The sequence below is a fragment of the Peribacillus sp. FSL H8-0477 genome (assembly GCF_038002765.1).
In the GTDB taxonomy this organism is placed as follows: Bacteria; Bacillota; Bacilli; order Bacillales; family DSM-1321; genus Peribacillus.
Genome location: NZ_JBBODE010000001.1, coordinates 2,106,177 through 2,120,701 on the forward strand (window position 1 = coordinate 2,106,177; position 14,525 = coordinate 2,120,701).

Genomic DNA, 14,525 nt, shown 5'->3' on the forward strand with positions numbered 1-14,525 from the left:
CTCCTGTTTTTCTTATTTGGCGTTAGCTTGCCCAAAATAATCAGGAACATCCATATTTTTTTAAAAGAAACAAAAAGAAAAAGCCCGAAGACGATAGTCTCCGAACTTTTTTTATTTGACGATTTTCTTATTTTCCACTAGCACAGGTTGTTTTTTCCCTGGAACTTCATGATGATGGCGGCAGCGAGGTTCGTAAGCCTCTGATGCACCGACCAGTATCACAGGATCATCGTAGGATGCTGGAGCTCCATTAATCAACCGCTGTGTCCTGCTGGAGGCTGAACCACAAACTGCACAGACTGCTTGAAGTTTGGTAACTGACTCCGCTAAAGACATTAAAAGAGGTACAGGTCCAAAAGGTTCTCCACGGAAGTCCTGATCCAGTCCGGCAAGAATGACTCGATATCCGCTGTCAGCTAGATGCTGTGCAACCTCAATAATTTCTTCATCAAAAAATTGAATTTCATCGATTGCAATAATATCCAAATCATCTTCCAGGTGTTTAAAAATATCCGTAGACTGTGCGATCGGTCTTGCAATCGTAGAAGTCCCGTTGTGTGAGACTACCGCTTCCTCAGCATAGCGATTATCGATGGCAGGTTTAAACACAGCGATTTTCTGCTTAGCAAATTGTCCACGGCTGACTCTTTTAATTAGTTCCTCCGATTTACCGGAAAACATGCTTCCGCAAATAAGCTCGATCCAGCCTGATTGTTTCATTATGTACATATGAAACAGCCACTCCCTTCCACTTATCTCTTTTTTATTCCGGTACCCTTTGTTCAAATCCAATATATATAATTAAGTATGCCCCAACGAAAAAAACGCGCGGGCTTCCTTGAAAATGATTCATTTTGGTGAAAAATACTGACAAAACGCCTATAAAGTGCAAAGAAAAAACAGGCAAGGAAAAATGCTTGCCTGTTTCAGATGGTCAACGTTAGTTCTTAAGTTCTTGCTTAAGGCCGTATTTTTTATTGAAACGGTCAATACGTCCGCCAGCTTCAGCGAATTTTTGACGTCCAGTGTAGAATGGGTGACATTCTGAACAAGTTTCAATTCTAATTTCTTCTTTAGTTGAAGTTGTTTCAAATGTATTACCACATGAACATTTCACCATTGCTGTTTTGTAATTTGGATGAATTCCAGTTTTCATTCTTTTTCATCTCCTTATGCCCTGAATCATTCGAAACAGAGTTATATACTTTCAGGTGAGGCAAGTAGTACCCCTCACATATTTTGTAAAAACACATGCCTTTATTATAGCAACAAAACTCTCAACTTGCAACAACTTGTTACATATTACTAAGAGCGTTTTGCAGATGCTGCTTTTTTTCTTTCTTCTTCTAACTGTGCGAAGAAGTCATCATTGTCTTTTGTTTGTTTAATACGGCGCATGAATTTCTCTGAGAAATCCGGTGAATCAGACATTGTCTTACGGATGGCCCAAAGTTTATCCAGACGATCTTTTGGTATCAACAGCTCTTCTTTCCTTGTTCCTGAGCGTCTAATATCAATAGCCGGGAAGATTCGTCGTTCAGCGAGTGCACGATCAAGATGCAGCTCCATGTTTCCCGTACCCTTAAATTCTTCATAGATAACATCATCCATACGTGACCCCGTTTCAATAAGAGCCGTCGCAAGAATCGTTAAGCTGCCGCCTTCTTCAATATTCCTTGCCGCACCAAAGAATCGTTTCGGCCGGTGGAAGGCCGCTGGGTCAATCCCGCCTGAAAGCGTTCTGCCGCTTGGAGGAATGACTAAATTATAGGCACGAGCTAAACGCGTAATACTATCCATTAAGATAATTACATCGCGTTTATGCTCAACAAGCCGCATTGCACGCTCAAGAACGAGTTCAGCCACTTTGATATGATTTTCGGGTACTTCATCAAAGGTAGAACTTACGACATCTCCTCGAACAGAACGTTCAATATCTGTTACTTCTTCCGGGCGCTCATCAATTAAGAGAACAATCAACTCTGCTTCTGGATGGTTTGTCGTGATCGAGTGGGCAATTTCCTTAATCAGCATAGTCTTCCCAGCTTTTGGAGGAGCAACAATTAATCCACGCTGTCCGAACCCTACAGGAGCAAGCACGTCCATAATTCTCGTTGAAATGTTTTTTGGTTCCGTTTCTAAGCGGATTTGTCTATCTGGATATAATGGCGTTAAACCAGGGAAATGCACCCGTTCCTTTGCAGACTCAGGGTTGTCGCCATTAACCGCTTCCACATGGAGCAAGCCATAGTAACGTTCATTTTCCTTAGGCGGCCTTACTTTCCCAGAAACCTTATCCCCGTTACGCAGGTCAAAACGACGAATCTGCGATGCAGAAATATAGATATCCTCTGAGCTCGGTGAATAGTTAATCGGACGCAGGAAACCGAATCCTTCTGAAGGAATGATTTCAAGAACACCTTCCATGAACAGCAGACCGTCAAGTTCTGCCTGAGCTTTTAAAATTGCAAAAATAAGTTCTTTTTTCGATAGTTTGCTGTAATACGACACTTTATATTCACGAGCATGTTCGTATAGTTCTTTCAGCTTCATATTTTCTAAATTGGAAATTGTTAAACTCATTATGACACCACACTTTAATTATTTAGCGTTTTCATCCATACAGATAAAAAAAATGGTCGATCGATAGAAAGAAAACCCATCATTCATTCGAATCGGCTTTTTAGGTTTCTTTTCTTATTATGAAAGGATGATTACATGCTTTATTATGAAGATAGTTTTTGAAGGCTAGAAAAAAGCTGGAGTAGGTTGCAGGTTGACTGAAAAAATTAATTAATTAAAACAAATCCTATTTTACTTTTTTTAGCTTAATTAATCAACTTTATTTTTCAAACAAACGAAAGCGAGCAATAAACCGCTCGCTTTATCTTTTATTCTTTTTATTCGTTTATGAGGGATCGGTCGATTATCGCATGACTAAATTAGGCTTCATTTTTAAGCTGTGTCTACCGTCAATAAAGCGAACCGTGCCTGTTTAGCCCGCTGCCTTCACCATTCCCGGTACAGAATGGTAGGGATATTCTTGTTCTTAGCCATAGATTAACCCGACGCATTAATATCGACTTGACCAACCGCTTCCGGCCCTACAGCAATCTTATCCATATACATATCAGGTGCATGCAGAAGATTCCCATGATCCGCGACAGCTAATACAGCGAGCGGGTTCCAGCCTCCTAATGCCACAATATCCGTACCTTAAGGATCTACCGCAACATCAACGCGGGGACCATAGCCTGTCCCAAGTTTTTCACCAATGTAGAGCATAGGGGCTTCGTCCATTTCCCCTTCACCTATGACTACAGTCCCTTTCATTGGAACTGTATCAAAAACAACATGCATTGCAGAAGTAGACGCATCATTTGCTTCCATTTTTAGACCTCTGCATCCAACGTGTGGAAGCTAAGGCAGCACCTTCTGTAACCCGAACCAACGATTAACCGCTTCTCCTTCATCGGCTAACACATATAAGGCTCATATTGCCTATATCACTAATCTCACTATTTAAATAATATAAATAGTATAACACACACGGCGTTTATAATGACATATATGACAAAAATAGACAGTTAAATAGACATTAATTTTTCAATTGTTCAACCTCTTCGGGCGTCATTTCTTCACGCCAAATAGTGGCACCGAGGCCTGAGAGCTTTTCAACCAAATGACTATACCCGCGGTCAATGTGTTCAAGTCCAGTGATTTCAGTGATTCCTTCAGCCATTAAACCTGCAATCACAAGTGAAGCACCTGCACGCAAATCACTTGCTTTTACTTTAGCTCCTTGCATTTGGACCGGTCCATGAATAATCGCTGAACTGCCTCCAACCTTAATAGAAGCATTCATACGGATTAGCTCATCTATATGCTTGAAACGTGCTCCGTAAATGGTATCTGTAACCACACTTGACCCCGTTGCTTTGGTAAGAAGCGAGGTAAAAGGCTGTTGTAAATCAGTCGGAAAACCAGGATAAACAAGTGTCTTGATATCTACTGATTTATAATAAGGACTTGGCGCTACAAATATCTGATCATCGCCAGCTTCTACTGATACGCCCATTTCTCTAAGTTTTGATGTGACCGATTCAACATGCTGCGGAATTACATTATCGATAATTATACCGTCTCCTACAGCTGCCGCTAAAATCATAAAAGTTCCAGCTTCAATTCGGTCAGGAATAATCGTATGACGGCATCCACTCAGGTTTTCGACACCTTCTATTCGAATAATATCCGTACCTGCACCCTTTATCTTTGCACCCATATTATTTAAAAGTGTTGCCACGTCAATAATTTCGGGTTCTTTCGCGGCGTTTTCTATGATTGTTTTTCCTTTAGCCAGAACAGCCGCAAGCATGATATTAATAGTAGCTCCTACACTGACAACATCTAAGTAAATACGTGCACCTCTAAGCTCGTTCGCCCTTAAATAGATCGCACCCTGCTCATTGGTTACTTGTGCACCAAGTGCTTCAAAGCCTTTAATATGCTGATCAATTGGACGCGGACCCAGATGACAGCCGCCCGGAAGGCCAATTACAGCTTTCTTGAATTTCCCAAGCATAGCCCCCATTAAATAATAAGATGCCCTTAGCTTTTTGACTCGCCCATTTGGCAGCGGCATTGAAATCATTTGACTTGGATCAACGGTCATTTCTCCATCAGAGAAATCAACTTTTCCGCCGATCTCTTCTAATAATGACTTAAGCATTTGGACGTCCGAAATATCCGGAAGCCCTTCTATTGTTACAGATGAACCTGCCAAAATAGTAGCAGGGATTAGTGCAACCGCACTGTTCTTAGCACCGCTGACACGAATGCTGCCTTTTAAAGGATAGCCCCCGGCAACTTTTAGTTTTTCCATATTATGCTCCCTTCTACACTAAGCACTGAAGAAGTTACCATCGATTAGTTTTATAAAAATAAGACTTTATCGACATTTTTTTGTTTTATTTTTATAGTTTACACCTAAAATCGGAAATTAATGTAATAAAAGAGAAATTCTTCTTTAGGAATCCATCGAGTATGTTAACCACAACAGACTTAGCTGAAGAGGCTTACGCTTCTGGACGAGAATTCCAATCTTTTATAAAGGCTTCTATGCCTTTTTCAGTCAATGGATGATGGAACAACGACATAATAACTTTATACGGAACAGTTGCGATGTGAGCACCCTTCAATGCAGCTTGTGTGATGTGCATTGGATGACGAATTGATGCCGCAATAATCTCCGTTGGAATATCGTGTATAGCAAAAATATCGGCAATATCCGATACAAGATCAAGTCCATTTTGTCCTATATCATCTAGTCTTCCTAGGAATGGTGATACATAGCTTGCTCCTGCACGTGCAGCCAGCAACGCTTGATTAGCACTGAAAATCAGTGTGACGTTTGTTTTCACACCATCTTTTGAGAGTGCAGCAACCGCTTTTAAACCATCAGGTGTCATGGGTAATTTTATGGTGATATTCGGTGCAATAGCAGTGAGTTCTTTTGCCTCTGCCATCATTCCTTCGAAATCAAGAGCAATCACTTCCGCGCTGACTGAATCTTTAACCAGGCTCGTGATTTCTTGCAAACGTTCGTGGAAAGAAACACCTTTCTCTCGTGCAACTAGAGATGGATTAGTCGTTACTCCAGAAAGAATTCCAAGAGCATGTGCCTCACGGATTTCTTCAATATTTGCAGTATCAATAAAAAATTTCATGATAAACCCTCCAATTTCTAGTAATTACGTCTGTTATCTTCTTAAGTTTATAGGAAAAGGTATGAAAATTCCAATTCTTTCAGGAATTAATGGGAAAAATTAAGTTTTCTTTGTCACCAATAGAAAAAGAAAGAGACCCCTTTCTCTATTAAACGCGCGTATTACTACGATCGTTCAGTAGAGGAGAGGTCTCTTTCAATGATAATCTCGTTCTAATTAAGCTTTACCAGTTGAACCAAACTCTTTCATTTTCCCAACAACTGTCGCTTTAATAGCGTCGCGTCCTGGTCCAATGAATTTACGTGGGTCATATACTTCAGAGTCATTCTTTAGAACTTCACGAACTGCTGCTGTGAAGGTAAGTTGACATTCTGTATTTACATTGATTTTTGAAGTTCCTAAAGAAATAGCTTTTTGAATATCCGCTGTCGGAATTCCAGTACCACCGTGAAGTACTAATGGAATGTTTGTTAAATCACGAACTTCTTCCATTTCTTTGTATCCAAGATTCGGTTCACCTTTGTAAGGTCCGTGAACAGATCCTAGAGCAGGAGCGAAACAGTCAACGCCTGTTTGTTTTACTAGTAATTCACATTCTTTAGGGTCAGCGTATACTACGCCATCCGCAATAATATCATCTTCTTGTCCGCCTACAGTTCCTACTTCAGCTTCAACAGAAACGTCTTTAGTGTGAGCATAGTCAACAACTTTTTTAGTTGTTTCAATGTTTTCTTCAATAGAATGATGTGAAGCATCAATCATAACTGAAGTAAATCCAGCTTCGATTGCTTCGATACATTTATCATAGCTTGAACCATGGTCTAAATGAATCGCAACAGGAACAGTGATTTTCATATCTTCTAGAAGACCCTTAACCATCATAACAACTGTTTTGAATCCGCCCATGTGACGAGCTGCACCTTCAGATACACCAAGGATTACTGGAGATTTTTCTTGTTCTGCTGCTCCAAGAATAGCTTGTGTCCACTCTAGGTTATTAATGTTAAATTGACCTACTGCATACTTCTCATCAAGCGCTTTATTTAGCATATCTTTCATTGATACTAAAGGCATTTTTGTTTCCTCCTAATAGTAAATGGCTTTAAGTGGTTTTTCGTAAACTACTTACAACGATTATCTCTAAATAATATACCCATTGCTCGTACAAACATGCACCATATGGGTGTCTTATTACCATTTCAGCATATCAATATCAGCCTCAAACAGCAACTAATACACTACTTAAAAAGCCAATAGTTTTATTAAGATATTTAAAGCGCTTTCCAAATTAAACGCATTCGCCTTTGAAAATAGACGATAATACGGGAAAATCAAGTAAATCAGCTGTTTTTTTCATGATTTACCCCAAAAAAAGACGGCTGCCGTTTGTGTCAGCCATGTTACAGAAGGAGTGCAGCTTTAGCTTGATTGAACAGGAACGTATTCCCTTACAGCTGAACGAATATCATCAATATCAAATGGTTTGGCAAAATGGGTGATTGCTCCTAGGTCTTTTGCCTGCTGAATCATATCTAATTCACCATAGGCAGTCATGATGATCACCTTGATATCCGGATCAATCTGCTTCATTCGTTTTAAGATTTCATTCCCATCCATTCCTGGGATTTTCATATCTAGTAAAACTAAATCAGGAGAATGGTTCGTTAGTATTTCTAAAGCTTGAATCCCATTTGCTGCCTGAAAGGTTTGATAGCCTTCCTTATGAAACACTTCATTTAGCAAGATTCTTATTCCAAATTGATCATCAACAATTAGTATTTTTCCTGACATTCCTACACCTCTTTTTATTCTTTGGATTTATCGTAGATTTCCTATATTGAACAGGATCTTCTGCTGCATCTTTAATAAGGTTTTACAGTAAACAGACCATGTTTACTAAATTCGCTAAAATGGTTCAAAATCCCTGCTAAAATGTGATTTAAATTAGTTATTATCTATTCAGTGGCTATAAAAATGGCTTTATTTTATAATGATTGAAAAAGGAGTATGAGTCATGTTAAAAATATTTTCTACTCAGATGAGCGGGATATTCAAAAGATTATTGGATAAAGAGACCTTTGGCTTTGAAGACAGCGCACGACTGCTGGCACAAGCTTCAGTAGGTGATGGAAGTATCTACATCAAAGGCTTTGGTGAAATGAACGGCATCCTCTCAGAGGCATTTGAAGGTGCTGAACCCTTTCCTGGATTTCCGTTCGATTATAAAAACATGCCTTATTCTCAAGAAGATCGGGTTTTATTGTTTACTAGAACATCGGCAGATAAAGAAGCAATTGAATTAGCTGTGAAGTTACAGGAACTGAATGTTCCTTTTGCCGCTATTTCAACGGTCGTTCCATCCGATGAACCAACACTAGTAGAACTAGCGGATGTACATATTGACCTAAACTTGAAAAAAGGACTAATTCCAGACGAATCTGGAAACCGAGTTGGAATACCAAATTTAATGACTGCCTTATTTACTTACTATGGCATTAAGTTTACCCTGGAGGAAATTCTTCAAGAATTTTAAAAAAACAGCCTGAACCAAGTGGTCAGGCTGTTTTTTTACTAGCTTCTATCGTTTATTTCTTCATTTTCAATGACATTTCCACAAAGTCACGGAAAAGCGGCTGTGGACGATTCGGGCGTGAGATGAACTCTGGGTGGAATTGACAAGCTACGAACCAAGGATGATCCTTAAGCTCAATAATTTCAACTAAACGACCATCTGGGCTCGTTCCAGAGAAGACAAATCCTGCTTCTTCCATCATTTGACGGTAATGATTATTAAATTCATAGCGGTGACGATGACGTTCATAAACCACTTCATCCGCATATGCTTCATAGGCTTTCGATCCTTCTTCCAATTTACATGGGTACAAGCCAAGACGAAGCGTACCTCCTAAGTCTTCTACATCTTTTTGTTCTGGCAGAAGATCGATGATTGGATCTGGCGTTTCCATATCGATTTCCGCTGTATGAGCTTTATCTAGTCCTAAGACGTTACGTGCAAATTCAACAGAAGCAAGCTGCATACCCAAACAAATACCAAAGAAAGGCTTTTGATTCACACGAGCATACTCAATCGCAGAAATTTTCCCTTCAATTCCGCGGTCACCGAATCCTCCTGGTACTAGAATTCCGTCAACATCGCTCAACCATTCAGCAACATTTCCTTTATTCACTTCTTCAGAGTTGATCCACTTAATATCAATATCTGCATCGAATGTGTATCCAGCATGTTTTAATGCTTCTACAACGGAAATATAAGCATCTTGAAGTTCTACATACTTCCCAACAAGACCAATTTTCACTACTTTTTTAAGATTTGTTACTTTTTCAACAAGCTTCTTCCAGTCTTCCATATCCGCTTCACCGCAAGTTAGCTTTAAATGATCGCAAACGATTTGGTCCATATGTTGAGCTTGAAGAGCAAGTGGAATTGAGTAAAGGGTATCAGCATCTTCACATTCGATAACGGACTCTGCGTCAATATCGCAGAATAACGCAATTTTATCCTTCATATCTTGAGAAATTGGAATTTCTGTACGAGCCACAATAATGTTTGGCTGAATACCAAGACTCCGTAATTCTTTCACACTGTGCTGAGTTGGTTTTGTTTTTAACTCACCCGCAGCTTTGATAAATGGAACAAGTGTACAATGAATATACATAACATTGTCACGGCCAAGATCACCTTTAATTTGACGAATTGCTTCTAAGAATGGCAGGGATTCAATATCACCAACTGTACCGCCGATTTCTGTGATAACCACGTCTGCATTCGTTTCGTGGCCAGCTCGTAGAATTCGTTCTTTAATTTCATTCGTAATATGTGGAATGACTTGAACCGTTCCGCCTTGATAGTCGCCTCTACGTTCTTTTCTTAAAACAGTAGAGTAAACTCTACCTGTTGTTACATTGCTGTATTTACTTAAGTTGATATCAATGAACCGCTCATAATGCCCTAAATCGAGGTCAGTTTCTGCACCGTCATCCGTCACGAACACTTCACCATGCTGATATGGACTCATAGTTCCTGGGTCAAGGTTAATATACGGATCAAACTTTTGAACGTAAACACTTAACCCTCTATTTTTAAGTAGTCTTCCTAGTGAAGCAGCTGTAATTCCTTTTCCTAAAGAAGATACAACGCCGCCTGTTACAAATATATATTTTGTCATTTGCTGGTGTCCCCCTACTGTCCTTTTTCTTTTTTGCTCAACGTTCCTACGAGAATCCAATACATTCATTTGTAGTTTTTCCATTAAAAATAAAAAAATGATGATTATTTGAATGAATCATTCATCAATGCACCATTTAACAGCGTTTTTATTTTTTGTTTTTCTATAAAAAAACAAAAACGCTCCACCTACAAAAGTAAGGGAGCGGTATATTTTTTACTGTGTCCTTTTTTAAGGAGCCCAAAAATGATTCTACAAATTCCTCAGAAAAAAGTCAAGAGGGATATTATTCTTTCTCGGTATCCACTTCATCAATTTCTTCTTCATCTTCGTCATCATCCAAGTCGAAATCTTCATCGATTATTTTTTCATCGATAGCTAATTCTTCGTCATCGTCATCGTCGTCATCATCCACTAGATCTTCATCAACAAGCAGATCTTCCTCTACTTCATCATCGTCATCATCTAAATCATCAATGTCGTCTGATTCAATAAAGTCTTCATCTTCCTCTTCATCAACCTCATCAAAGTCATCAACCACAACTGCTGCTTTTTTCGCCTTTTTCTTTTTAGGCTTAACTGCATGTACAACTTCTTCAGCAATTTGATCAATTGGGTACCAAACTTTTAAACCCCATCGATTTTCGCCAAGTGGTGTAAAGCGGCCGTCTACATTAAGATCTGTGTAGAATTGCGCAATTCTTCTCTTAACTTCTTGTTTTGAATGTCCTGCTAAAACTCCAATTTCTGCTGTAAGCTCTTTAAATAAGTAGGGCTCATTTTTCTCTACTAATAGTTCGTAAGCAAGTTCTATTAACGACATTTCTGCCAATTGCTCTTTTGGTAATTGTTTTAAACTCAATCCCCGCACTTCCTTTCTCTATTCAAACACAACTTGTGTTCCTTACGTAAATATATCAGGGCATATTGCTCTATAGAAAATCCTTATTAAACATACTATCCATTATAAACAATAAAATTGGGTTTATGCTACCTCTATCTTTGGCATTCTTCCTTTTTTATGTAAGTCTAGTATCAGATTCTCACAGTTTTTATTTATTCAAACGATAAGCAGCAATAAAAAAAATAATGGCTAATAGAAAAAAGCCAATAGACCCCAGCGAATACTCATAGAGTTTAACTATAAGATACAGAAGGAATAAACAACCTGCCACAATTCCTGCTTTCTTTAAAAGATTCATGTTTCCATCTCCAAACATTTCAAATGAGGCAGGCGCCATCAGTATTGCCTCTTTTATCAACTATTATAAGGCAAATTAGCTTTTATGCGAAAAAAAGGTCCGAAATGGACCTTTTTCTTACATATTCCTGCGGTATTGACCGCCGACTTCGTATAAAGCATGAGTGATTTGACCAAGACTTGCTCTTTTTACACATTCCATTAATTCAACAAAGATATTCTCCCCGTTTTTCGCAGTCGTTTTTAATCTTTGCAGAGCTTCATCCACCAGCTGTTCATTTTTTTTCTGGAATTCTCGTAAATTTCGAATCTGTTCCTCTTTTTCTTCTTTAGTAGCTCGAGCAAGTTCCATTTGATCCATCTGTTCACTAGAAGGCGGATTTGGATTCAGATACGTATTTACACCAATAATCGGAAGTTCACCAGTATGTTTTTTCATTTCATAATGCATAGATTCATCTTGAATCTTTCCTCGTTGATATTGCGTTTCCATTGCCCCAAGCACCCCACCGCGATCATTTAGACGATCAAATTCCTGAAGGACCATTTCTTCTACTAAATCCGTCAATTCTTCAATAATAAATGACCCTTGAGTTGGATTTTCATTTTTAGACAAACCATATTCTTTAGTAATAATCATTTGAATGGCCATCGCACGTCTTACAGAATCTTCAGTTGGTGTGGTAATTGCTTCATCATAGGCATTTGTATGAAGCGAATTACAATTATCCTGAAGGGCAAGCAACGCTTGTAAGGTCGTCCGAATATCATTGAAATCAATTTCTTGAGCGTGCAGTGAACGTCCAGAGGTTTGGATATGATATTTCAATTTCTGACTTCTCTCATTTGCCCCATATTTATTTCTCATGACTGTGGACCAAATACGCCTAGCCACTCTGCCAATCACACTATATTCTGGGTCCAGTCCATTGGAGAAGAAGAAAGATAGATTTGGTGCAAAGTCATCGATATTCATTCCACGGCTCAAGTAATACTCAACATAGGTGAATCCGTTCGCAAGCGTAAACGCCAGCTGTGAAATAGGATTCGCACCTGCTTCCGCAATATGGTAGCCCGATATGGAGACAGAGTAGTAATTACGGACACGATTATCGATAAAAAAGGCTTGAATATCCCCCATCATTTTTAAAGCAAATTCAGTTGAAAAGATACAGGTATTTTGACCTTGATCTTCCTTGAGGATATCCGCTTGGACCGTTCCTCTAACATGTTCAAGTGTATAGCTTCTGACCTCAGCATATTCTTCTGGAGTCAGAATTCTACCCTTTTCAGTTTCAGCCAGACTAACCTGCTGATCAATGGCAGTATTCATAAACATGGCAAGAATTATGGGAGCCGGCCCGTTAATTGTCATCGAAACCGAGGTAGATGGTTGACAAAGATTGAATCCTTCATAAAGCTTTTTCATATCATCAAGCGTACAAATACTTACTCCACTTTCACCGACTTTACCGTAAATATCGGGACGATAATCCGGATCTTCACCATATAAAGTCACAGAATCAAAAGCTGTACTAAGCCGCTTCGCCTCATCGTTCTTCGACAGGTAATGAAAGCGGCGGTTTGTCCGGCTCGGGGAACCTTCTCCAGCAAATTGCCGTAATGGATCTTCTCCTTCACGCTTGAATGGAAAGACACCAGCCGTAAATGGAAACGCACCAGGAACATTCTCACGATAGACCCAGCCTAAAATTTCCCCGTAGTCTTTAAACCTCGGCAAAGCCACCTTGGGAATAGACAACCCAGATAGACTTTTAGTGGTTAATTCCGTTATAAGTTCTTTCCCGCGGATATTCGTCACGAATTGTTTCCCCGCATACCGTTCTTTAAACTGTATCCATCCATTTAAAATCTGCTTTGATTCTTGAGTGAGCTTTTCTTCCGTATCTTGCTTTAAGGTTTCTAGCGCGGCAAGTACCACAGTATCCGGTTCATTCACTTTGACGGCCTCAATTGCTCCCTCAAGTTGAAACACTCTGCGGGCAATTAAAACTTGTTCCTCAGCTTTTCCATGGTATTGTCTGACCGTGTCGGAAATTTCCCTTAGGTAATAACGGCGATCATTTGGAATGATAATGTTCTGCTTTTTAACATCGACGTCTTTCGAAAAGGCAGAGTCCCAATTGGTTCCCGCTTTTTCATTTACTTTCTCGATCAATGCTGCAAAAAGCGCATTGGTTCCTGGGTCATTGAATTGAGAAGCGATTGTTCCGTAAACCGGCATACCGGACGGATCTTCTTCGAAAAGCATGCGGCTGCGCTGGAACTGTTTCTGAACTTGATTTTTTGCATCTTCTGAGCCTTTTCGTTCGTATTTATTTATTACAATTAAATCGGCATAATCGATCATATCGATTTTCTCAAGCTGTGAAGGCGCACCAAATTCACTAGTCATCACATACAGTGAGACATCACAGATTTCGGCAATTTCAGCATCACCTTGACCAATTCCACTCGTTTCCACAATGACTAAATCAAATCCAGCTGCCTTGACAACCGAAATAGCATCTTTAATTGCCAGAGACAGTTCGGTTTTTGAATGGCGGGTTGCTAAGCTGCGCATATAGACCCGGTCTGAAAAAATGGCATTCATCCGAATTCGATCTCCCAGCAGTGCTCCGCCTGTTTTTTGCTTAGTAGGATCTACGGAAAGAACGGCTACCTTTTTTTCTGGAATCTCATGAATAAACCGTCTAATTAATTCATCTGTTAATGAGCTTTTCCCTGCTCCACCTGTACCCGTTATTCCAACAACTGGAACCTGCTGATTTGACGTCTTAATTTGATCAAGAAGACTTTCCGCTGCTGCCGCTGCCTCCTCAGAAAGCTCGAGCCGGTTTTCAGCAAACGTAATATACTGAGCAATCGTTTTCATATTTCCTGCTCTTAGTTCATCTATATGATTCTGAAGGGACGAACATTCCGTCGAATAATCACTTTCCTCAAGCATGAGGTTAATCATCCCCTGCAGACCATTTTCTCTTCCGTCTTCTGGCGAGAAAATCCTGGCAATACCGTAGTCATGCAGCTCCTTTATTTCACGTGGAACAATGACCCCGCCGCCGCCTGCATAGATTCGGATATGAGGGGCTCCTTTTTCCTTTAACAAATCATACATATATTTAAAATACTCTACATGGCCGCCTTGATAGGAGGACATAGCAATTCCTTGTACATCTTCCTGTATGGCCGCATTGACGACTTCTTCTACTGAACGATTATGACCGAGATGAATGACCTCTACACCACTTGATTGCATAATGCGCCGCATAATATTGATTGAAGCATCGTGACCATCAAACAAACTTGAAGCTGTTACAAAGCGAAGATGATGTTTAGGCTTATATACCTCAACTGTACTCATACTGCTCCCCCTTATCCCTCGCAAAT

The 14,525-nt window shown here is 39.7% G+C and carries 12 protein-coding genes and 1 pseudogene; 1 reads left to right on the forward strand and 12 read right to left on the reverse strand.

Annotated elements, in window-relative coordinates; genetic code table 11:
- Positions 1–111: 111 nt before the first annotated feature.
- The 8 genes and pseudogenes from MHI18_RS10565 to MHI18_RS10600 form a co-directional block, all read right to left on the reverse strand.
- On the reverse strand, positions 112–729 hold the full coding sequence (locus MHI18_RS10565) for a thymidine kinase (RefSeq protein ID WP_340847311.1): 618 nt from the start codon (positions 727–729) through the stop codon (positions 112–114).
- Between the two features lie 211 nt (positions 730–940).
- Positions 941–1,156: a 50S ribosomal protein L31 gene (rpmE, locus tag MHI18_RS10570; RefSeq protein WP_340847312.1), complete on the reverse strand. Its 216-nt coding sequence runs from the start codon at positions 1,154–1,156 to the stop codon at positions 941–943.
- Between the two features lie 149 nt (positions 1,157–1,305).
- Positions 1,306–2,583 carry a transcription termination factor Rho gene (gene rho / locus MHI18_RS10575; protein WP_040372805.1) on the reverse strand — a complete coding sequence of 426 codons (1,278 nt, stop codon included), beginning with the start codon at positions 2,581–2,583 and terminating at the stop codon, positions 1,306–1,308.
- A gap of 486 nt (positions 2,584–3,069) precedes the next feature.
- A pseudogene (locus MHI18_RS10580) lies at positions 3,070–3,406 on the reverse strand (fructose-bisphosphatase class II); the annotation flags it as partial.
- A gap of 192 nt (positions 3,407–3,598) precedes the next feature.
- Positions 3,599–4,882: a UDP-N-acetylglucosamine 1-carboxyvinyltransferase gene (locus MHI18_RS10585; RefSeq protein WP_340847313.1), complete on the reverse strand. Its 1,284-nt coding sequence runs from the start codon at positions 4,880–4,882 to the stop codon at positions 3,599–3,601.
- Between the two features lie 193 nt (positions 4,883–5,075).
- Positions 5,076–5,726, reverse strand: a complete 651-nt coding sequence (gene fsa, locus MHI18_RS10590) for a fructose-6-phosphate aldolase (protein ID WP_340847314.1) — start codon at positions 5,724–5,726, stop codon at positions 5,076–5,078.
- A gap of 216 nt (positions 5,727–5,942) precedes the next feature.
- Complete coding sequence (locus MHI18_RS10595) at positions 5,943–6,800, reverse strand: class II fructose-bisphosphate aldolase (RefSeq protein WP_340847315.1); 858 nt, start codon at positions 6,798–6,800, stop codon at positions 5,943–5,945.
- Positions 6,801–7,145: 345 nt separating this feature from the next.
- The gene (locus MHI18_RS10600; protein ID WP_340847316.1) at positions 7,146–7,517 is read right to left on the reverse strand and encodes a response regulator; all 372 of its coding nucleotides are present in this window, start codon (positions 7,515–7,517) and stop codon (positions 7,146–7,148) included.
- A gap of 223 nt (positions 7,518–7,740) precedes the next feature.
- Here MHI18_RS10600 and MHI18_RS10605 point away from each other — a divergent pair, with 223 nt between their 5' ends.
- A complete protein-coding gene (locus tag MHI18_RS10605; RefSeq protein ID WP_340847317.1) occupies positions 7,741–8,259 on the forward strand; it encodes a DUF2529 domain-containing protein in 519 nt (172 codons plus the stop codon).
- 52 nt (positions 8,260–8,311) lie between these two features.
- Here the strand turns inward: MHI18_RS10605 and MHI18_RS10610 are convergent, their stop codons facing one another.
- The 4 genes from MHI18_RS10610 to icmF form a co-directional block, all read right to left on the reverse strand.
- Entirely contained in the window at positions 8,312–9,913 is a 1,602-nt protein-coding gene (locus MHI18_RS10610; protein ID WP_340847318.1) for a CTP synthase, read from the reverse strand.
- A 286-nt stretch (positions 9,914–10,199) separates the two neighbouring features.
- Positions 10,200–10,784, reverse strand: a complete 585-nt coding sequence (gene rpoE / locus MHI18_RS10615; protein ID WP_340847319.1) for a DNA-directed RNA polymerase subunit delta — start codon at positions 10,782–10,784, stop codon at positions 10,200–10,202.
- A 181-nt stretch (positions 10,785–10,965) separates the two neighbouring features.
- Positions 10,966–11,115 carry a hypothetical protein gene (locus tag MHI18_RS10620; protein WP_340847320.1) on the reverse strand — a complete coding sequence of 50 codons (150 nt, stop codon included), beginning with the start codon at positions 11,113–11,115 and terminating at the stop codon, positions 10,966–10,968.
- A gap of 117 nt (positions 11,116–11,232) precedes the next feature.
- The gene (icmF, locus tag MHI18_RS10625) at positions 11,233–14,499 is read right to left on the reverse strand and encodes a fused isobutyryl-CoA mutase/GTPase IcmF (RefSeq protein WP_340847321.1); all 3,267 of its coding nucleotides are present in this window, start codon (positions 14,497–14,499) and stop codon (positions 11,233–11,235) included.
- Between the last annotated feature and the right edge of the window lie 26 nt (positions 14,500–14,525).

Excerpts from the sequence above, each read along its gene's own strand:
- MHI18_RS10565 (WP_340847311.1), bottom strand. The coding sequence starts at position 729 with ATGTACATAATGAAACAATCAGGCTGGATCGAGCTTATTTGCGGAAGC.
- rpmE (WP_340847312.1), bottom strand. The coding sequence starts at position 1,156 with ATGAAAACTGGAATTCATCCAAATTACAAAACAGCAATGGTGAAATGT.
- rho (WP_040372805.1), bottom strand. The coding sequence starts at position 2,583 with ATGAGTTTAACAATTTCCAATTTAGAAAATATGAAGCTGAAAGAACTA.
- MHI18_RS10585 (WP_340847313.1), bottom strand. The coding sequence starts at position 4,882 with ATGGAAAAACTAAAAGTTGCCGGGGGCTATCCTTTAAAAGGCAGCATT.
- fsa (WP_340847314.1), bottom strand. The coding sequence starts at position 5,726 with ATGAAATTTTTTATTGATACTGCAAATATTGAAGAAATCCGTGAGGCA.
- MHI18_RS10595 (WP_340847315.1), bottom strand. The coding sequence starts at position 6,800 with ATGCCTTTAGTATCAATGAAAGATATGCTAAATAAAGCGCTTGATGAG.
- MHI18_RS10600 (WP_340847316.1), bottom strand. The coding sequence starts at position 7,517 with ATGTCAGGAAAAATACTAATTGTTGATGATCAATTTGGAATAAGAATC.
- MHI18_RS10605 (WP_340847317.1), top strand. The coding sequence starts at position 7,741 with ATGTTAAAAATATTTTCTACTCAGATGAGCGGGATATTCAAAAGATTA.
- MHI18_RS10610 (WP_340847318.1), bottom strand. The coding sequence starts at position 9,913 with ATGACAAAATATATATTTGTAACAGGCGGCGTTGTATCTTCTTTAGGA.
- MHI18_RS10620 (WP_340847320.1), bottom strand. The coding sequence starts at position 11,115 with ATGAATCTTTTAAAGAAAGCAGGAATTGTGGCAGGTTGTTTATTCCTT.
- icmF (WP_340847321.1), bottom strand. The coding sequence starts at position 14,499 with ATGAGTACAGTTGAGGTATATAAGCCTAAACATCATCTTCGCTTTGTA.